16 protein-coding genes are annotated in these 18,628 nt (G+C 61.4%); 14 read left to right on the top strand and 2 right to left on the bottom strand.

The annotated features are described in order from the left end of the window. Positions 1 to 223: 223 nt before the first annotated feature. From pstS to ACP7DE_RS11645, 14 genes are all read left to right on the top strand, one after another. Positions 224 to 1,273: a phosphate ABC transporter substrate-binding protein PstS gene (gene pstS / locus ACP7DE_RS11710; protein ID WP_426072269.1), complete on the top strand. Its 1,050-nt coding sequence runs from the start codon at positions 224 to 226 to the stop codon at positions 1,271 to 1,273. A gap of 223 nt (positions 1,274 to 1,496) precedes the next feature. After that, a complete protein-coding gene (gene pstC / locus ACP7DE_RS11705) occupies positions 1,497 to 2,468 on the top strand; it encodes a phosphate ABC transporter permease subunit PstC (protein WP_225240714.1) in 972 nt (323 codons plus the stop codon). Continuing rightward, positions 2,465 to 3,361 carry a phosphate ABC transporter permease PstA gene (gene pstA, locus ACP7DE_RS11700; protein ID WP_426072268.1) on the top strand — a complete coding sequence of 299 codons (897 nt, stop codon included), beginning with the start codon at positions 2,465 to 2,467 and terminating at the stop codon, positions 3,359 to 3,361. The genes pstC and pstA overlap by 4 nt, the downstream gene beginning before the upstream one ends. Before the next feature lie 38 nt (positions 3,362 to 3,399). Continuing rightward, complete coding sequence (gene pstB / locus ACP7DE_RS11695; protein WP_426072267.1) at positions 3,400 to 4,182, top strand: phosphate ABC transporter ATP-binding protein PstB; 783 nt, start codon at positions 3,400 to 3,402, stop codon at positions 4,180 to 4,182. A 48-nt stretch (positions 4,183 to 4,230) separates the two neighbouring features. Continuing rightward, positions 4,231 to 4,941, top strand: coding sequence for a phosphate signaling complex protein PhoU (gene phoU / locus ACP7DE_RS11690; protein WP_426072266.1), 711 nt, complete (start codon positions 4,231 to 4,233; stop codon positions 4,939 to 4,941). 5 nt (positions 4,942 to 4,946) lie between these two features. Beyond that, entirely contained in the window at positions 4,947 to 5,636 is a 690-nt protein-coding gene (locus ACP7DE_RS11685) for a response regulator (protein ID WP_034755074.1), read from the top strand. A 12-nt stretch (positions 5,637 to 5,648) separates the two neighbouring features. Next, entirely contained in the window at positions 5,649 to 6,965 is a 1,317-nt protein-coding gene (phoR, locus tag ACP7DE_RS11680; RefSeq protein ID WP_426072265.1) for a phosphate regulon sensor histidine kinase PhoR, read from the top strand. A gap of 75 nt (positions 6,966 to 7,040) precedes the next feature. Then, positions 7,041 to 8,237 (top strand): selenoneine synthase SenA, encoded by a 1,197-nt coding sequence (gene senA, locus ACP7DE_RS11675; RefSeq protein ID WP_426072264.1) that lies wholly within the window; start codon positions 7,041 to 7,043, stop codon positions 8,235 to 8,237. A 39-nt stretch (positions 8,238 to 8,276) separates the two neighbouring features. Next, on the top strand, positions 8,277 to 10,223 hold the full coding sequence (locus ACP7DE_RS11670; protein WP_426072263.1) for a UvrD-helicase domain-containing protein: 1,947 nt from the start codon (positions 8,277 to 8,279) through the stop codon (positions 10,221 to 10,223). Positions 10,224 to 10,318: 95 nt separating this feature from the next. Next, positions 10,319 to 11,230, top strand: a complete 912-nt coding sequence (locus ACP7DE_RS11665; RefSeq protein ID WP_426072262.1) for an NAD-dependent epimerase/dehydratase family protein — start codon at positions 10,319 to 10,321, stop codon at positions 11,228 to 11,230. A 397-nt stretch (positions 11,231 to 11,627) separates the two neighbouring features. After that, positions 11,628 to 12,011 carry a LiaF transmembrane domain-containing protein gene (locus tag ACP7DE_RS11660; protein ID WP_426072261.1) on the top strand — a complete coding sequence of 128 codons (384 nt, stop codon included), beginning with the start codon at positions 11,628 to 11,630 and terminating at the stop codon, positions 12,009 to 12,011. Next, positions 12,001 to 12,816, top strand: coding sequence for a LiaI-LiaF-like domain-containing protein (locus ACP7DE_RS11655; protein ID WP_426072260.1), 816 nt, complete (start codon positions 12,001 to 12,003; stop codon positions 12,814 to 12,816). The genes ACP7DE_RS11660 and ACP7DE_RS11655 overlap by 11 nt, the downstream gene beginning before the upstream one ends. A gap of 5 nt (positions 12,817 to 12,821) precedes the next feature. After that, positions 12,822 to 13,898, top strand: coding sequence for a sensor histidine kinase (locus tag ACP7DE_RS11650; protein ID WP_426072259.1), 1,077 nt, complete (start codon positions 12,822 to 12,824; stop codon positions 13,896 to 13,898). An 11-nt stretch (positions 13,899 to 13,909) separates the two neighbouring features. Further along, positions 13,910 to 14,638 (top strand): LytR/AlgR family response regulator transcription factor, encoded by a 729-nt coding sequence (locus ACP7DE_RS11645; protein ID WP_426072545.1) that lies wholly within the window; start codon positions 13,910 to 13,912, stop codon positions 14,636 to 14,638. Here the strand turns inward: ACP7DE_RS11645 and ACP7DE_RS11640 are convergent. Beyond that, entirely contained in the window at positions 14,635 to 16,908 is a 2,274-nt protein-coding gene (locus tag ACP7DE_RS11640) for a helicase C-terminal domain-containing protein (RefSeq protein ID WP_426072258.1), read from the bottom strand. The genes ACP7DE_RS11645 and ACP7DE_RS11640 overlap by 4 nt on opposite strands. Further along, positions 16,905 to 18,557: a VRR-NUC domain-containing protein gene (locus ACP7DE_RS11635; RefSeq protein ID WP_426072257.1), complete on the bottom strand. Its 1,653-nt coding sequence runs from the start codon at positions 18,555 to 18,557 to the stop codon at positions 16,905 to 16,907. The genes ACP7DE_RS11640 and ACP7DE_RS11635 overlap by 4 nt, the downstream gene beginning before the upstream one ends. Between the last annotated feature and the right edge of the window lie 71 nt (positions 18,558 to 18,628).

Here is an 18,628-nt window from a genome sequence, read left to right as displayed (position 1 = left end):
ATGACGCGTTGTGAGTGTAATCATGAAATATGACGTAAGCGTGACATAAGCTGTCATAAAGCGTCGCCGGTCCTGTCATTTTTCGCGCCGAAAAGGGCATTCCTCGGGGCGTAGTCAATTATTTCATGAATTTTTATCTATGTCATAAAGCTGTCATATTCGCTTGCTAGACTGCGCAGCATTCAACCGGGACTTTGAGCCCTAACAACCCTGAGGACTTGATATGCAAATGAAGCAAATGTTCAAATTTATCGTCGTGGGTGCTTCGGCAGCGATGGCATTTTCTTCCGCTTCCGTCATGGCGGCAGATATGACAGGTGCTGGTGCTACCTTCCCGTACCCGATCTACGCCAAATGGGCCGAGACGTACAAAGCCAACACCGGCAACGGCCTGAACTACCAGTCCGTCGGTTCCGGCGCTGGCATCAAGCAAATCAAGGCCAAGACTGTTGAATTCGGCGCCTCGGACATGCCTTTGAAGGCAGAAGAGCTGGAAGAAGCGGGCCTGATGCAGTTCCCTGCCATCATGGGCGGCGTGGTCACCATCGTCAACCTGGACGGCGTGACCCCAGGCCAGTTGAAAATGACGGGTAAAGTCGTTGGCGACATCTACCTGGGCAAGATCACCAAGTGGAGCGCGCCTGAGATCGCCGCACTGAACAGTGGCGTCAAGCTGCCAGACACGGAAATCACCGTGGTGCATCGCGCCGACGGTTCGGGCACGTCCTTCCTGTTCACCGACTTCCTGTCGAAAACCAACCCGGAATTCAAATCGAAAATCGGTGCTGGCTCGGCTGTGAAATGGGCCGTGGGCGTGGGCGGCAAGGGTAACGAAGGCGTCGCCGCCAACGTACAGCGCATCAAGGGTTCGATCGGCTACGTCGAGTGGGCTTACGCCAAGAAAAACAAGATGTCGCATACCCAGCTGCAAAACAAGGACGGCAACTTCCTGCAGCCTGACGACGAAAATTTCAAGGCAGCAGCCGCTTCGGCACCTTGGACGCAAACCCCAGGCTTCGGCGTGGTCCTGACCGACCAGGCTGGCAAGAACAGCTGGCCTATCACCGGCGTGTCGTTCATCCTGATGCACAAAGTCCAGGCTGACGCAGGCAAGGCAAAAGAAGTCCTGAAATTCTTCGACTGGGCCTACAAAAACGGTGGCGCCGCTGCCGTTGAACTGGACTACGTGCCGATGCCGGCATCGGTCGTGAAACTGGTGCAAGAGTCGTGGAAAGCCAATTTGAAAGACGCATCGGGCAAAGCAATTTACTAATCCGATAGTCTGAATACTTAAGTACTGATCCTTGTCCCTCCGCCAGCAGCACGGCGGGGCAGGGAGTTAGCCAGGACCGCCCGCCAGCCCTTGCAGGCGGTCCCGGCTAAAAAAGCAAGATAAAACAAGAGTTCAAAACAGCAATACCGGCAGTACCACCCACATCTGGCACAATATGAGCGCACAATCTACCTCCTCCACGATCCCCATGCCAGGCGGCACCATGACCGATTCCATCAGTCACGCGCAAATGCTTTCCACCATGCGCAAGCAGCGCTTCCAGGATTTCATGTTCCACAAGGTGACGATGCTGTTCGCCCTGTCGGTGCTGATCGTCCTGGTCGGCATCATCATTTCGCTGATCATGGAATCGATACCGGCCTTCAAGACCTTCGGCCTGCATTTCATCGTGTCGGCCGAGTGGGACCCCGTCAATGACCAGTACGGCGCCCTGATCCCCATCATCGGTACCCTGGTGACGTCGGTGATTGCCCTGCTGATCGCCTTTCCCGTCAGCTTCGGCATCGCCCTGTTCCTCACGGAGATCTGCCCGGCATGGCTGCGCCGCCCGCTGGGCACGGCTGTCGAATTGCTCGCCGGCGTGCCATCGATCATCTACGGTATCTGGGGCCTGTTCGTGTTTGCGCCCCTGTTTGCCGACCACGTCCAGCCCATCCTGAAAGCCACCCTGGGCAACGTGCCGGTCATCGGCCAGCTGTTCAGCGGCCCCATGATGGGTATCGGCTTGCTGACGGCCGGCCTGGTGCTGGCCATCATGATCATCCCCTTCATCGCTTCGGTGATGCGCGACGTGTTTGAAATCGTCCCCGCCGTGCTGAAGGAATCGGCCTACGGCCTGGGCTGCACGCGCTGGGAAGTGGTGCGCAAGATTGTCTTGCCTTACACTAAGACCGGCGTCGTCGGCGGCGTCATGCTGGGCCTGGGCCGCGCGCTGGGCGAAACCATGGCCGTCACCTTCGTCATCGGCAACGCGAATAAACTGTCGTGGTCGTTGTTTGCCGCCGGTAACAGCATCACCTCCTTGCTGGCGAATGAATTTGGCGAAGCGCAATCCGAGTTGCATGTGGCATCGCTGTTCTCGCTGGCCTTGATCCTGTTTGTCATCACCTTTATCGTCTTATCCGCCGCCAAGCTGATGCTGGCTGGCATGTCCCGCAAGGAAGGCACGAAATGAGCCAGCTCAGCCAAGTTAGCCCCCACGACGCTCCGGCCAAGCCGGCCATGAACCCCGTCTACCGCAAGCGCCTGTTGATGCACCGCATCGGCATCGCCCTGTCGGTGGCCGCCATGGCCCTGGGCCTGGCCGTGCTGGTATGGATACTCTTCACCCTGATTATCAAGGGTTTCGGCGCCTTGTCCGTCGACCTGTTCACGCAAACGACGCCGGCCCCCGGCAGCGAAGGCGGCGGCCTGATCAATGCCATCGTCGGCAGCGCCCTGATGGTGGGCCTGGCTACTGTCGTCAGCACCCCGATCGGCATCCTGGCCGGCATCTACCTGGCCGAATACGGCGAAGAAAACAAGCTGGCGCAAGTGACGCGCTTTGTCACCGACATCATGCTGTCGGCGCCATCGATCGTCATCGGCCTGTTCGTGTATGCGCTGTACGTGGCCCACGTCAAGCACTTCTCCGGTTACGCCGGCGCCATCGCCCTGTCGCTGATCGCCGTGCCGGTAGTGGTGCGCACGACGGACAATATGCTGCGCCTTGTACCGAACAGCCTGCTCGAAGCCGCCTTTGCCCTGGGTGCGCCGCGCTGGAAGGTCGCCACCCTGGTGCGCTTGCGCGCCGTCAAGGCCGGTGTCATCACCGGTGTTCTGCTGGCATTGGCCCGCATCGCCGGCGAAACGGCGCCGCTGCTGTTCACGGCCCTGAATAATCAGTTCCAAAGCTTTAACATGAATGCGCCGATGGCCAACTTGCCGTCCGTCATCGCATCGTTTGCGATGAGCCCGTACGACAACTGGCGCTCGCTGGCCTGGGGTGGCGCACTGCTGATCACTTTCAGCGTGCTGGCCTTAAACATCCTGTCGCGCACCGTGTTCAGCCAAAAAGTCCCTAATTAAACAGATATCGAGCGAAGCGAACCCACATGAATACGCAAATGAATCCAGCCCAAGACTTGGCACCAAAGAAAAAAACCATCGAGATTTCGGGCCTGAATTTTTTTTACGGCAAAACGCAAAGCTTGCATAACGTCAACCTGGACATCCACGAGAAGAAGGTCACTGCCTTCATCGGCCCGTCCGGTTGCGGCAAATCAACGCTGCTGCGTACCCTGAACCGCATGTATGACCTGTACCCGGGCCAGCGCGCGGAAGGCTCGATCTTGTACCGCGGCCGCAACGTGCTCGACGCCGACCAGGACGTCAACATGCTGCGCGCCAAGGTTGGCATGGTGTTCCAGAAGCCGACGCCGTTCCCCATGTCCGTCTACGACAATATCGCCTTCGGCGTGCGCCTGTATGAAGACATGTCGAAAGGCGAGATGGACGAGCGCGTGGAATGGGCCTTGAAAAAGGCCGCGCTGTGGGGCGAAGTCAAGGATAAACTCTCGAAGAGCGGTCTGTCGCTGTCGGGTGGCCAGCAGCAGCGTTTGTGCATCGCGCGCGGCGTGGCCGTGAAGCCGGACGTCTTGCTGCTCGATGAGCCGACCTCGGCGCTGGATCCGATTTCGACCTCGAAAGTGGAAGAGCTGATCAGCGAACTGAAACAGGATTACACGATTGCCATCGTGACGCACAATATGCAACAGGCGGCGCGCTGCTCCGACTACACGGCGTACATGTATCTGGGCGAGTTGGTGGAATTCGGCGAAACGGACCAGATCTTCATGAATCCGGCCCGCAAGGAAACGCAGGATTACATCACGGGCCGCTTCGGCTGATCCGTCGCGCACCGCTATATACAAGACAACTGAATACGGAGAGACAGCATGATAGGCGAACATTCATCCAAGCAATACGACAACGAACTCGAAGCGATCCGCTCGAAAGTGCTCCTGATGGGCGGCATCGTTGAAACCCAGTTCCTCGACGCGATGACGTGCTTTCGCATCGGCAACCCGGAACGCGCCGACCGCGTGATGCGCGAAGACGACGTCGTCAACCAGCTGGAAGTGTCGCTGGACGATGCCTGCAGCCATTTGATAGTGCGCCGCCAGCCGGCCGCCAACGATTTGCGCACCATCATGGCCACCATCAAGGTGATTACCGACCTCGAGCGCGTAGGCGACGAGGCGACCAAAATCGCTCGCGTGGCGAAGAGTCTGCACAAGCGGGGCAACGGCGTCGTCAACCATTACGAGATGGTGCGCGGCATTGCCAACACGGCCACCGACATGCTGCACGACGCGCTCGACGCGTTTGCCCGCAACGATGGCAAGCAAGCCTTACAATTAATTGCACAAGATGCCATCATCGACCATGAGTTTCGGTCTATCATGCGCAACTTGATCACCTTTATGATGGAAGACCCGCGCACGATTTCGGCGGCGCTCGACACCCTGTGGGTGGCCAAGGCCATCGAACGGATCGGCGACCATGCGAAAAATATCGCCGAATACGTGATTTACGTGGTTGAAGGCAAGGACATCCGCCACACCAAGGTGGCTGCTCCCGCCATTTCCGAGGAGCTCCCTGAGTAAGCTTTATGGCATCTGATAAAACCACGGTACTGATTGTTGAAGATGAGCCGGCCATCGTTGAACTGGTGACCTATTCGCTGCGCGAATCCGGCTGGAATTGCTGTTCTGTACAAAACGTTGCCGATGCCTGGGAATTCATCCAGCACCGCACGCCGCACCTTATCCTGCTGGACTGGATGCTGCCGGACCAGACGGGCTTGCGCCTGCTGTCGCGCATCCGCGCCGACCGCAATTTCGCCGCCATCCCCGTCATCATGCTCACCGCCAAGAGCATGGAAGAAGACAAGCTGGCCGGCCTGAACAGCGGGGCCGACGATTACGTCACCAAGCCGTTCTCGCCGCGCGAGCTGCTGGCGCGCGCCAAAGCGCTATTGCGACGCAAGAGTCCGGAACACGCGCAGGCGCCCATGCGCGCCGGCAACGTGGCCTTGGACCCCGTCAGCTGCACCGTGATGATGGATGAACAGAAGATCGATATCGGCCATGCCGAATACAAGCTGCTGAAATTCCTGCTGGCCCATCCGGAGCGCGTGTTTTCGCGCAGCCAACTGCTCGACAAGGTGTGGGGCGACCATGTGGTGATCGAGGAACGGACGGTCGATGTCCACGTATTGCGCTTGCGCAAAGCCTTGAAAGAGGCGGAAAGCCTGATCAAGACGGTGCGCAGTGTCGGCTACATGTTGTCTGAAAAATAAAGCCTGTCTCTTATGAATCCGAAATTGCTGTTCTGGGTACCGGCCGCCTTGCGCATGGTGCTGGCGCTGCTGGGCGTGGCCGTCGTCTGGTATCTGTTTGGCGCCACGTATGCGCTGGGTATCGCCTTCGTGCTGATGGCCATGATGGTGTTCGTGCAGCTGTCGTACCTGTTCCAGCTGAGTAACTGGCTGGACAATCCGCAAAGCGCCAAGCTGCCCGACGGCTGGGGCGCCTGGACCAGCATCTTCGCGCGCCTGTACCGCATGCGCCGCGACGACGAGAAAAACCAGGCCGAGCTGACGGAATGGCTGGCGCGTTTCCGCCAGGCCATGCATTTGCTGCCCGACGGCGTCGTCATCATGGACGATGTGCTGTTCCTCGAATGGTGCAACCCGGCCGCCGAGAAACATCTGGGCCTCACGCACGAGCGCGACAAGGGCATGCGCGTCACCAATCTGATCCGCAGCCCCGAGTTCATGGATTACATCATCCTGGGCCGCTACGACCAGCCGTTGACGATCACCTTCCGCAACCGCAAGCTGATCGTGCAGATCATCCCGTTTGAAAACCGCCGCCAGATCCTGGTCACGCATGACGTGACGGAGACGGAACGCATCGAAATGATGCGCCGCGACTTCATCGCCAACGCATCGCACGAACTGCGCACGCCGCTGACGGTCATCGTGGGTTTCCTGGAAATCGCTTCTGCCGAGCTGGACCTGGATGCCGCCACGCGCGCCGCCCACCTCAAGCTGATGACGGAGCAGGGCCACCGCATGCAGCATTTGATCGAAGACATGTTGACCCTGTCGCGCCTGGAATCGGTCGACTATCCGCTGCGTCCCGAGCCGGTGGATGTCAAACAGCTCATGCAGCAAGTCTTGCGCGACGCCAAGGGTTTGTCGGCCGGCAAGCATGAAGTGAGCATGGAATGCAAGGGCCCCGATGTGCTGGGCAGCTATGACGAGCTGTACAGCGCCTTCGGCAACCTGGCCTCGAACGCCGTGCGCTATACCCCGGCCGGCGGCACCATCACCCTGCGCTGGCAGGATGGCCCGGCCGGACCGCAATTCATTGCGCAAGATACGGGCATCGGCATCAGCCCCGAGCATATCTCGCGCCTGACCGAGCGTTTCTACCGCGTCGACAAGAGCCGTTCGCGCGAAACCCAGGGTACGGGCCTGGGCCTGGCCATCGTCAAGTATGTGCTGCTGCGCCACGGTGGGACTTTGGCCATCCAGTCCGTGGCCGACAAGGGCAGCAGCTTCATCGTCAGCATGCCGAAGTCCGTCGTCACGCCGCTGCAGGGCGAACTGCTGGTCAAGTAGTCCGGGGGAGGGTAGGCCTCTCCCTGTTTCCTCGGCGACTGGTGCAATGTTGGCATAAGTCGTTACAATCAGGTCATGACTTTAATCAACACTTCTTTTCGCCACGCCGGCGCGCAGCAACTGGCCCAGTCGCTGCAGGCTGCGCGCCAGGATACCCTGTCCCTATTCGACTGTTATGTCACTGCCGGCCTGGACGTGGTGGCGGGCCTGCCCCGTCATCCGCGCTTCAATCCGCCCTTATGGCAATTGGCGCATATTGCCTGGTTCGCCGAGTGGTACATCCTGCGCGAAGCCGCTTCCAGCCATCCGGCCGACGCCATCTACAATTCCCTGCTGACGCGCGGCGACGACTTGTTCGACGCCAACATGGTCGAGCACCGCGCGCGCTGGAAGCTGGAATTGCCCAGTCCGGGCGCCGTGAAGACGTATTGCCACGAAGTGCTAGACAGGGTCTTGGATAAACTGTCGCGCGAAGCCAATGTCGACAGCGTCCTGGCGCCATACCGGCTAGCGCTGGCGCATGAGGATTTGTGCGGCGAGGAAATGCTGGCCGGCTTGCAATGGCTGGGCCTGGAAGCCCCGGAGTCCCTGGCTGCCAGTCCCGTCTTGTCGGCAGGGGCGGGGGAGATCGCTTTTCCTGGCGCTAGCATCGAACTGGGCTCGCCGCGCGGGGCCGGATTTGCCTTCGACAATGAATCTCCACCCCATAGCTGCTACGTGCCGCCGTTCCGCATGGACGCCGTACCCGTCTCCAACGCCCAGTTTGCCGATTTTGTCGCCGATGGCGGCTACCAGAACCGCCAGTTCTGGAGCGCGGCCGGCAGCGCCTGGCTGATGCAGCAGGAGCGCTCGTCGCCCCTGTACTGGCTGCGCGAAGCGACGCAGTGGCGCACCATGCGTTTTGGCCAGCGCACGACCTTGCCGCTGAATGAAGCCGTGCGCCACATCAATCTGTATGAAGCGCAAGCGTACTGCGCCTGGGCGGGGCGGCGTCTGGCGACCGAGGCGGAATGGGAGTATGCTGCGCTGTCCGGCCATCCGCGCTTTCACTGGGGCCAGGTGTGGGAGTGGACGGCGACGCCGTTCGAGCCGTATCCGGGCTTTGTGCCGAATGCCTGGCGCGAGTATTCAGCGCCGTATTTCATGCAGCACCAGGTGCTGCGCGGCGCCGCCTTCGCCACGCCGCCGCGCCTGCATTCGGCCCGCATGCGCACCTTTCATGCGCCCGAGCGCGGCGACATCTTTGCCGGCCTGCGCACCTGCGCCTGGTAAGTCCGAGACAGCCAGCTGCTACCCTTTTCAGGAATTCTTTTGAGTACAGATAACGCCCCGCAGTTCATTCCCAAACGCATCATACCCACGCCGGAGCAGGTGGCCATCCAGACGGCGCAAAAGAAAGTGGTGCTGATCGACGCCAATGCCGGCGCGGCCAAGACGACGACCCTGGCCCTGCGCCTGGCCGAGGCGCTGCACCGGGGCCGCGCGCCAGAGCGCATGCTGGCCCTCGTGTTTACCGAGGCGGCGCGCCTGGCCCTGCGCCAGCGTCTGCTGGAAGTGGGGGTGCCGCTGGGCGTCGTCAAGCGCCTCGTCATCGACACCTTTGACGCTTTTGCCGCCAAGGTGCTGCTGCAGCTGGAAAACATGCAGGTGGCGTTCATGCGCAGCGATGAAGAGTTGCGTCCCGTGGCCTGGGAAGCACTGGAGGTGGTCTCCGAGAAGTACGCTGACCGTTATCCGTTGGAAATCAATACGACGAACGGGGCGATAGCCGAATTTCTGAAACTGCAATTGCGCACCAAGGCGCGCCTGGATTTTCAAAATCCTGATTTCGAGAGCAATTCGCTGGACGACAACCTGGAAATGCTGGGCATGTCGCGCACGCATTATCTGTGGCTGCGCGAATACGAGGGTTTGCGCGGCGCTGACACGGGCGATATCCAGTTCCGCGCGCCATTTGACGCCACCTACGACCTGGTGCGCATGCTCGATGGCGACGAGCCGCTACGCCAGCAATTGCCTGCCTTCCAGATCATCGTGGCCGACGAATTGCACGATTTGAATGAGGCGTCGTTCCGCCTGCTGACCATGCTGATACGCCGCGGCAACGCGTTTTTCTGCGGCGCCGGCGACAAGGATCAAGTCATCTATACGTGGTCGGGCGCCGACCATCGCTTCCTGCGCCAGCGCTTCGAGCAGGAATTCCCCACCTTGCAGCGCTTGCCGTTGACGGCATCCTACCGCTACGGCCCGCAACTGGCGCAAGCCGTGGGCGTGCTGAAAAACAAGGCCAGCGTGTCGGCCCTGTCGCGTGCCACCCACATCGAAGTGCTCGAGTATGACCATGCGCAGCCGCAAGCGTGCAGCGCCCAGCTGATCGCCGCGCTTGAACACGCGCATGCGGGCACGACGGCCATTCTGCTGCGCGACCGCGACCAGGCCATCCGCGTGGAAACGGCGCTATTCCAGAGCGGCATCGCGTATGGCCTGGTGGACATGAACAGCTATCTGCTGAGCCTGGAAGTGCTGATGCTGCGCGGCATGGTGGCCATCGCCCGCAAGGACTTGCACGCCATCAAGAACGGCCCGCGCCGCGGCGAGATCCTCGAAGCGCTGGTGACGTTTGCGGAAATCCCGTTTACGCGCGGTGAGCTCCAGCAAGCCAAGGCCGACGTGGCCAATTACCCGGACTTGCTGGAAGGCTTTTTGACGAACCAGCTGGCCAAGTCGCACAACCGGGACAAGGCGGCGCTGACCCTGGCCGCCGTCGATTACCTGCGCGCGCTGCCCGCCGACGCTTTGGCGGGCGATGCCTTGCAGCATATCTTTGGCCTGATGCAGCTGGAACAGACGGCGCGCCGCATCTATGTCGACCCGGCCCAGGCGCGGGTCGTGGCCCGTTCCCTGCACGGCTTCATTGCCGTGTGCAGCGAAGCGGGCGTGGCGCTCGGTGGCTTTGCCGGCTGGCTGGGCGAGATGGAAGAAGCTGTGACGGTCTCGACCGGCAAGGCCAGGCTGGTGATCGCTTGCATCGACCAGATCAAGGGCCTCGAGTACAACCACGTGATTTTGCCCTACCTGGCCGTCGACGAATTCCCGCGCAGCAAGACTGACCCGCTGGAAGAAGAAAACCGCTTCTATGTGGCCGCCACGCGCGCGCGCGACAGGCTGACCTTGCTGACGCCGCAAGACCCCGCCTATCGGAGCCGCTACATCGCCGCCTTGCAGCTCAAACAGAAGATTGTTGCGCCCAAGGCATAGATCTTTTGCCGTGTGGCTGCTTTTTGCGCAAGATGAAAGCGGGCATACTGGGCTGGTGTGATTGATAGCAATCTAACTAGACAGGGAGTGACGGCATGAAAGTATTCTTGACAGGCGCGGCAGGTTTCATTGGCAGTTCCATCGCGGCGGGCCTCGTGCGCGCCGGCCATCAGGTCACTGGCCTGGTGCGCAAACCGGAACAGGTGGCCGAGCTGGCCAAGGTCGGCGTGTTGGGCGTGCAGGGCGATTTGAACGACCGCGCATTGCTCATCGAGCAGGCGAAGGCGGCCGACGCCGTCATCAATGCGGCCAGCAGCGACCACCGGGGCGCCGTGGAAGCCATCCTGGAAGCGCTGGCCGGCACCAACAAAGTGTTCCTGCATACCAGCGGCTCGTCCATCGTGGGCGACGCCTCGGGCGGCGAGGGCACGGAACAGATTTATGACGAAGACAAGTTGCCGGCGCCCACGGCCGACAAGGCCGCCAGGGTCGCCATCGATGAGCTGGTGCTGGCCAGCGCCGCGCAAGGTGTCCGCGCGAGCGTATTGTGCAACACCTTGATCTACGGCCATGGCGCTTTGCCGCGTGACAGCGTGCAATTGCCCCGTTTGCTCAAGCAGGCGCGCAAAAGCGGCATCGTGCGCCACGTGGGGCCGGGCCGCAACATCTGGTCCAACGTGCATATCGACGATGTCGTCAGCCTGTATTTGCTGGCACTGGAAAACTCGCCCGCCGGCACCTTTTATTTTGTCGAGTCAGGCGAAGCGGCCTTCCGCGACATGACGGCTGCCATCGCCAAGGCACTGGACCTGGGTCCCGCGCAGGATTGGCCGCTGCCCGAAGCGATTGCCGAATGGGGCTACGAGATGGCTTCCTACGGCCTCGGCTCCAACAGCCGCGTGCGCGGCGCGCGGGCGCGCAAGCTGGGCTGGCAGCCGCAGGGTCCATCCGTGCTGACATGGATCGAGAACGACATGCTCAATGCGCCGCACGCCATCGCCGTTTGATGCAGCTCAGCAAAGCCGCATCTGTGTGCGCTAGCGAACGGTGCAATGTGACGATCAGGAGTATGATGACTTTGCTTGGTTGAGACGCACTGCCGTGAAGTTGGCGGCATGTTCGATCTTCCAGCAGGTCAGCCGGTCGCCTCAAGGATCGGCACCAGATTTCCGCTGCCGGCGCGTTGGCGCGTTGGCGCATTGGCGCCATGCGGCTGTGCACTGCAACTCCAGGTCGCGATGCGTACTGCGAACCCCTTCAAGGCCGGCCCTAGCCGGTCTTTTTTTGCCTGTCGTTTCTGCCGTTGCGCCATTCACCGCTGCCTGCCCGCCATTCGCCGAAGCGGTGTTTTCGCGCGCCCGAAATCCGCGTATCTTTACGATCAACCAACTCAAAGGGGTGACCGTGAAACCTGAACCAGCTTATTGCCGTCGTACCCAGCTGCTGTGGGGCGTGCTGCTTATCGCCATCGGCGCCGTCATCTTGCTGGACCGGCTCGATGTGATCTATCTCCACGATTACTATGCACTATGGCATTATTGGCCGCTGATACTGGTCGTCTTTGGCCTCAACAAGTTGCTCACGCCCGTGTCCCCGAAGCAGGTACTGAGCGGCCTGTGGCTGATCTTTTTTGCCGCCTGGTGGTATGTGTCGTACGAAGAACTGTGGAACTTGAATTTCTACAATAGTTGGCCGGCCTTGCTGATCGCCTGGGGCGTGGGCCTTGTGCTGGAACCGCTGCTGAACAAACATTTTATTGCCTATCGGGAGTCCGAGCATGAAAAATAAACCGCCGCTGCACTCGCCATCGCAGATCGTGCTGGGCGTCATCGTCATCGGCCTGGGGCTGTTGTTCCTGCTCGATAATCTCGGCTTCATCAATGTGCGCTACACCTTCCGCTTCTGGCCCACCATCCTCATCATTTTCGGCCTGCTGAAAATATCGCAAAGCCATACACGCTCCGGCTACGTGCTGGGCGGCGTGATGGTCTTGCTGGGCCTGAGCTGGACCCTGAAAGCCATGGGCTTGTTGTATATCAACTGGAGCATGCTGTGGCCGCTGCTCATCATTGCCGTCGGCGTGGCCGTGGTGTCGAAATCCCTGCCAAGCGGGCAGCGGCGGCAGCGCCGCCGACACTTTGCCGCACCGCCGGATGGTAGTGCGGCGCCTGACTCATTCGGCCAGGCCAGGAATGGCGCCGTGTCGCTGGACAAGGCGGCCACCGATGCGACGGCAGCACCCGGCGCCGGCGGGCAGGCAGACGATGACAGCATCATCGAAGTGACGGCCATCCTGGGCGGCTATGTGCGGCGCGTGTCGTCGCAGCGCTTCAGGGGCGGCGATATCAATGTCATCATGGCCGGCTGCGAAATCGACTTGCGCCAGGCGTCGATCGAAGGCGAAGCCGTGCTCAACGTGTTTGCCCTGTGCGGCGGCGTCACCATCAAGATTCCGCCCGACTGGAGCGTGGTGCTGCAGGGCACGCCCATCCTGGGCGGCTTTGAAGAAAAAACCATCGTGCCGCCGAACCAGAACAAGCGTTTGTACGTGACGGGCTACGCCATCATGGGCGGCCTGGAAATCCGTAACTAGGCGCCATGTCCGGGCCTTTGTCGAAGCGGCGCGGCGCCGTGGTGGTGTTCCTGGTATGCATCGCGCTGGGCCTGGCCCTGGCCTGTATCCTGGCCAGGGTGGCCCACGCGCCCTGGCTTAATGCGATCCTGCTGGTGGTGCCCGCCACGCTCGTGTATGCAATCGGTTCGGGATTTTCCGCATTTTATCTATGCCGCGCCTATCCCTTGCACGCCCGCCATCCGCTCGCCATCGCCGGCGTGATGGGTGTGGCGGCCCTGTTTGCGGGCTTGTTGTGGGCGACCCTGCTGCAATTTTTGAACAGCGTCAGCCTGTTGCTGGAGCTGCGCTGGCTGGGCGTGAACCTGACGCAGTCGCTGCTGGCCCTGTTCTTCGGCCTGGGCGTGCTGCTGTATTGCCTGGCTGCCGCCGTGCATTATCTGTTGCTGGAATTCGTGCGCGCCAGGATGGCCGAACAGCGCGGCCTGGAAGCGCAGCTGATGGCGCAGGAAGCGCAACTGCGCATGCTGCGCACGCAGATCGATCCGCATTTCCTGTTCAATAGCTTGAACTCCATCAGCGCCCTGACGTCCATCGATGCGGCGGGCGCGCGCCAGATGACGGTGCAGCTGGCCAGTTTCTTTCGCCAGAGCCTGAGCCTGGAAGCGCACAAGCACATCACCGTGGAGCAGGAACTGGTGCTGATCCGCCACTTTCTCGCCATCGAGCAGGTGCGTTTCGGCGCGCGCCTGCAAGTGGCGGTAGCCATCGACGACGCTGCGCTGGCGTGTTTGCTGCCGCCCATGCTGATACAGCCGCTGGTGGAAAATGCCGTCAAGCACGGTATCTGCGGCTTGACAGAGGGGGGGCTGATCGCCATCGAGGCCAGGCGCGCAGGCAGCCTGTTGCAGATTGCCGTGCGCAATCCGGTGGATGCGGATCAAAGGTCGGAGCGCGGCAATGGCGTGGGGCTGGAGAATGTGCGTCAGCGTCTGGCCGGCGCCTATGGGCACGAAGCCAGCGTGCACTGGGGCCGGCGCGACGGCCATTTCGAGGTGATGATTTCCATGCCGGCGCAGACCGGCGACACGGAGGAAGCATGATGCAGGCAAGAATGCGGGTGGCCATCGTCGATGATGAATTGCTGGCACGCAGCGTGCTGCGCGAATACCTGGCGCGCCATGATGATATCGATATCGTCGCCGAGTGCGCCAACGGTTTCGAGGCCGTCAAGGCCATCGCGGACCTGGCGCCGGAACTGGTCTTCCTCGATATCCAGATGCCGCGCCTGGACGGTTTTGAAGTGGCGGAGCTGATCGGCGCGAAGACGCGTTTGATCTTTGTCACGGCCTACGACGAGTATGCCTTGAAAGCGTTTGAATGCCATGCCCTGGATTATCTGCTGAAGCCGTTCAGCGAACAGCGTTTCGACCAGGCGCTAGCCCACGCGCGCGCCAACCGCAGCACACCCGAGACTGTGCTAACGGTGGCGCGCGAGGCGGCCACGCGCACCGCGCACCTGGACCGCGTGCTGATACGCGATGGCGCCAAGGTCCACGTGATCGCCAGTGGCAGGATCGATTACATCGAGGCGCAGGACGATTACATCAGCATCCGTTCCGAGGGCAAGTCCTACCTGAAAAGCCAGACGCTGGCGGAGCTGGAAGCCCAGCTCGATCCTGCCAAGTTCTTGCGCGTGCACCGGTCGTATCTGCTCAATATCGACGGCATCCGCCGCATCGAGGCAGCCACCAAAGACAGTCACGTGGCTATCTTGCGCGATGACACGAGGATACCCGTGAGCAAGGCGGGTTACCAGAAGCTGAAATTACTGGTTGGCTAGCTGGCCAGCTGCACATCCCACCAGGTGGGCAATAGCTGGCGGATCTCCGGCCGGGAAAAACGGTCGTCGATCAGGTACACGACGCCTTTGTCCGACTGCGTGCGTATCACACGGCCGGCGGCCTGCACCACCTTTTGCATGCCCGGATACAAATACGTGTAGTCGTAGCCGGCGCCGAAGATGTCGCCCATGCGCTGGCGGATCTGCTCGTTGACGGGATTGATCTGCGGCAAACCGAGGGTGGCGATGAAGGCGCCGATCAGGCGCGCGCCCGGCAAGTCGATGCCTTCGCCAAACGCCCCACCCAGCACGGCAAAGCCGATGCCGCGCGTGTCCAGGCCGAAGCGGCCCAGAAATTGCGCACGGGCAGTATCGTCCATGCGGCGTGGCTGCTGCCAGATGGGTACGTCGGGATAATGCTGGGCAAACAGGGTGGCCGTCTTTTCCATGTAGTCAAAACTGCTAAAAAAGGCCAGGTAGTTACCCGGCGTTTCTGCGTACTGGCGCGCCATCAGTTGGGCGATGGGCAGCAGCGAGGCGGCGCGGTGCTGGTAGCGCGTGGAAATGGTATCGGCCACGCGCACGGATAGCTGCTCCGCCTGGAATGGCGATTCCACGTCGACCCAGGCCGTGTCGGCCGGCATGCCCAGTGTATCGCTGTAGTAATTCCACGGGCTCAGGGTGGCGGAAAACAGGGCTGTGCTGTGGCTGGCCGCGAAGCGTTCCTTGAGGAAGGGCGCGGGCACGATGTTGCGGATGCACACGGTGGAGCCAGCAGTGGATCCCGTATTTGTCTTGCTGACGTCGAACAGCGAATGCTCGCCAAAGCTCTCTGCCAGGCGGTTGATCAGCAGCACGTCGAAATAAAAGCGCTGCAAGTCTTCATCGAGCGCCGCCGCGTGGTCGGCCAGGTAATCGCCAATGGCCGTGGCTACCCCTTGCAGGGCGCCAAAGAATTTGTCCGGCAAGGCGGGATGCACATGGTAGTCGCCATCCTGTTCCTTGAGCAGGGCCGTCCACTGGCGCGCGAGGCGATCCAGCGGTTTTTTCAAGGCTTCGGGCGCGAACTTGCGCAGCAGCTTCAGATTGATCTGCTCCAGTTCGGCCGAATACATGCTGCGCGCGCGCGACACCATATTGTGCGCTTCGTCGACCAGCACATTGACTTTCCAGTCGTGGGCCAGGGTCATGCCGTACAGCATGGCGCTGAGGTCGAAGTAATAGTTGTAGTCGCCGATGACGACATCGCTCCAGCGCGCCAGCTCCATGCCCAGGTAGTACGGGCAGATACCCTGCTGCAAGGCGATGGCGCGTATGGCTTCCTTGTCCAAAATCAAGCCACTGGCCAACGCGACTTCGCGCGCCAGCGGCAGGCGATCGTAAAAACCCTTGGCCAGCGGGCATGATTCGCCATGACAGGCCTTGTCAGGATGTTCGCAGGCGCTGGTCTTGGCGCTCAGTTCCAGCACGCGCAGGGGCAGCAGGGGCGCGCTATTTTTGAGGATGGCGCAGGCGTCGAGCGCCATTTGCCGGCCCGGCACCTTGGCGGCCAGGAAAAACAGTTTATCGAGGCCATGCGCGGCCGTCGCTTTCAACATGGGAAACAGGCTGCCCACCGTCTTGCCGATGCCCGTGGGCGCCTGCGCCAGCAAGCCGCAGCCACGGCTGCTGGCCTTGTACATGGCCTCGGCCAATTGACGCTGGCCCGGACGGAAGTCGGCATGGGGGAAGGCCATGGCCGTCAGCTGCGCGTCGCGGCTGGCCCGGTGTGCCATTTCCTGCTCGGCCCAGTCGAGGAACAGCGCGCAATGCTGTTCAAAGAACAGACGCAGCGCCTCGGCCGTGCATTCCTCGTGCATGACCGTTTCCTTCTGGCTGACAATATCAAAATACACGAGCGCCACGCGCAGCATGGGCAAGTTCAGCTGCTGGCACAGCAAGTGGCCGTAGATGCGCGCCTGCGCCCAGTGCAGCTGGCGGTGGTTGGCGGGCATGGCGTCCAGGTCGCCCCGGTACGTCTTGATTTCTTCCAGCTGGCGCCGCGCCGGGTCGTAGCCATCGGCACGGCCCCGCACATGCAGGGGGCCGAAGTCGCCGGCCAGGCTGATTTCGCGCTGGTAATCGTCGTCGCGCCGGCCGGTGACGGTGGCGTGGCCGGCCATGCCTTCCTGGGCCGTGGGCGAGGGCGTGAAACGCAAGTCCAGGTCGCCCACCTTGGCCGTGAATTCGCACAGGGCGCGCACGGCGATCGTGTAACTTTTGCGGTTCATGCGGCCACCTGCCATTGCAGGTAGCACACGCTGACGGGCATGGCGTGCTCGGCGCAATACGCGATCCAGCGCAGCTGGTTGTCTTGCAGGCGGTCGCCCGGACCCTTGACTTCGATCATGCGGTAGCGCTGCTCTGCCGGCCAGAACTGGATTAAATCAGGCAAGCCGCTGCGGTTGCTTTTGATATCGAGCAAGATGCGCTCGAACGCCTTTTTCAGGTGGGCGGCCGGGATGCAGGCCAGCGCCAGGTCCAGCAAGCCGCCGTCCAGCACGTCCCAGCTGACGAAGGGCGAGACGATGCCTTGCTTGGCGGTAAGCGTGGCGCGGATGGCTGCCTGATAACTGCCGTCGTCCAGCTGCGCCAGACAGGCGGCAAAGTCCAGGCTGCGGCGCTGGTAAAAATCGGCGCTGTGCAAGTCGGCCGGGCCACGGTGGAATGGGTGGAAAAAGGCGCCCGGCATGGCCTTGAAAATGACGGGCCAGCACAGCAGGCCGAACAGCGAGTTGATCAGGGTGTTTTCCACGTAGTACACGGGCGCGTCATCCTGCATCAGGTGCTGCTGCACCACGCCTTCCACGTAGCACGCTTGCGCCGGATACGGCAGCAGCAGGTCGATGCGGTCCACGGTGGCCGCCGCGCTGGCCGCCTGTTTTGCGTGGCCCAGCTTGCGCCGCAAACGGGGCCCCATGCGCAGCAGCAATTGCTGTTCCGCTTCGCTTTCCGGCGCGGCCAGGGCGAGCATCAGGCGTTCGTAGGCCGCTTGCGGCTGCTCATCCTTTTCCAGCACGCGGATGGCGCGGCCCCGGGCGCCCGGATAGCGGCAATCGGCATAGGCGCGGTAGGCGGCCGGCCAGTCCTGGCATTTCTCCAGGTGTTGGGCGATCTGGAAGCGCAGCTTGTCGCGCCGGCTGGCCAGCCAGGTATTGTCCTGGGACAAGGGCAGCGCCGCCAGTTCCTGCAGCACTTCGTCCGCCGGCGCGCTGTCGTTGTAGCGTTCGCGGCACTGGTGCAGCACTTCATAGTGCTCGATATCCTGGCGCGTGCGAAAACCGCGCGATTGCGGCGAGAATTCCACTTTTTCGTATTGATACACACCGAGGTCGGACAGCACGAATTCAGACCAGTCCTGGTGATAATTGCCAAAGTAAATCAGGCGCAGGCGGTCGCACAGGGGCTGCAAGCCGATGCGGTACAGCACGTCGGTGCAGGCCGGATGCCATGCGGAGAACGGTTTTGCTTCCACATGCAGTTCGCGCAAGGCGTCGAGCTGCTCGGCCTTGCGCGCCGCTTTCAGGGGCGCGGCGAGGTGGAAAGCCTGGGCGATTTCTGCTTTCAGCAGTTGCTCGAACAGTGTATCGAGCGAGATGGCAGGATCGGCTACCACCCAGCCCGTGGCCAGCAAGGGCAGGGCGGCGGCGCGCGTGTCGCCGATTTCCGGGTAATTGAGCTTGCTGGCGCGAAACAGGCAGCCTTTGCGCATGACCAGGCGTACGAACAGGGCGCGCGATGGCTGCGGCAGTGCGCCGAATGCGGCGATGAATTGTGTTTCCTCAAGACTCAGCAGATCGGCGTAACGCGCGCCTATCCAGCTCAGCACATCCTGGAAATTATCCAGATAATACAGGGGATTTTCCAGGACTCTCAGCATGGGGATGACAATAGGGCAAGGTGCAAGGTGATGAATTTTACTGTGTTTATATACAGTTTAAACCTTCCACC

The organism is Janthinobacterium sp. DSP2-3-3 (assembly GCF_049897325.1).
In the GTDB taxonomy this organism is placed as follows: domain Bacteria; phylum Pseudomonadota; class Gammaproteobacteria; order Burkholderiales; family Burkholderiaceae_D; genus Janthinobacterium.
This window is presented reverse-complemented; position numbering and strand designations above follow the sequence as displayed.

Coding starts and splice junctions, on each gene's coding strand:
- pstS (WP_426072269.1), top strand. CDS start 224: ATGCAAATGAAGCAAATGTTCAAATTTATCGTCGTGGGTGCTTCGGCA.
- pstC (WP_225240714.1), top strand. CDS start 1,497: ATGACCGATTCCATCAGTCACGCGCAAATGCTTTCCACCATGCGCAAG.
- pstA (WP_426072268.1), top strand. CDS start 2,465: ATGAGCCAGCTCAGCCAAGTTAGCCCCCACGACGCTCCGGCCAAGCCG.
- pstB (WP_426072267.1), top strand. CDS start 3,400: ATGAATCCAGCCCAAGACTTGGCACCAAAGAAAAAAACCATCGAGATT.
- phoU (WP_426072266.1), top strand. CDS start 4,231: ATGATAGGCGAACATTCATCCAAGCAATACGACAACGAACTCGAAGCG.
- ACP7DE_RS11685 (WP_034755074.1), top strand. CDS start 4,947: ATGGCATCTGATAAAACCACGGTACTGATTGTTGAAGATGAGCCGGCC.
- phoR (WP_426072265.1), top strand. CDS start 5,649: ATGAATCCGAAATTGCTGTTCTGGGTACCGGCCGCCTTGCGCATGGTG.
- senA (WP_426072264.1), top strand. CDS start 7,041: ATGACTTTAATCAACACTTCTTTTCGCCACGCCGGCGCGCAGCAACTG.
- ACP7DE_RS11665 (WP_426072262.1), top strand. CDS start 10,319: ATGAAAGTATTCTTGACAGGCGCGGCAGGTTTCATTGGCAGTTCCATC.
- ACP7DE_RS11655 (WP_426072260.1), top strand. CDS start 12,001: ATGAAAAATAAACCGCCGCTGCACTCGCCATCGCAGATCGTGCTGGGC.
- ACP7DE_RS11650 (WP_426072259.1), top strand. CDS start 12,822: ATGTCCGGGCCTTTGTCGAAGCGGCGCGGCGCCGTGGTGGTGTTCCTG.
- ACP7DE_RS11645 (WP_426072545.1), top strand. CDS start 13,910: ATGCGGGTGGCCATCGTCGATGATGAATTGCTGGCACGCAGCGTGCTG.
- ACP7DE_RS11640 (WP_426072258.1), bottom strand. CDS start 16,908: ATGAACCGCAAAAGTTACACGATCGCCGTGCGCGCCCTGTGCGAATTC.
- ACP7DE_RS11635 (WP_426072257.1), bottom strand. CDS start 18,557: ATGCTGAGAGTCCTGGAAAATCCCCTGTATTATCTGGATAATTTCCAG.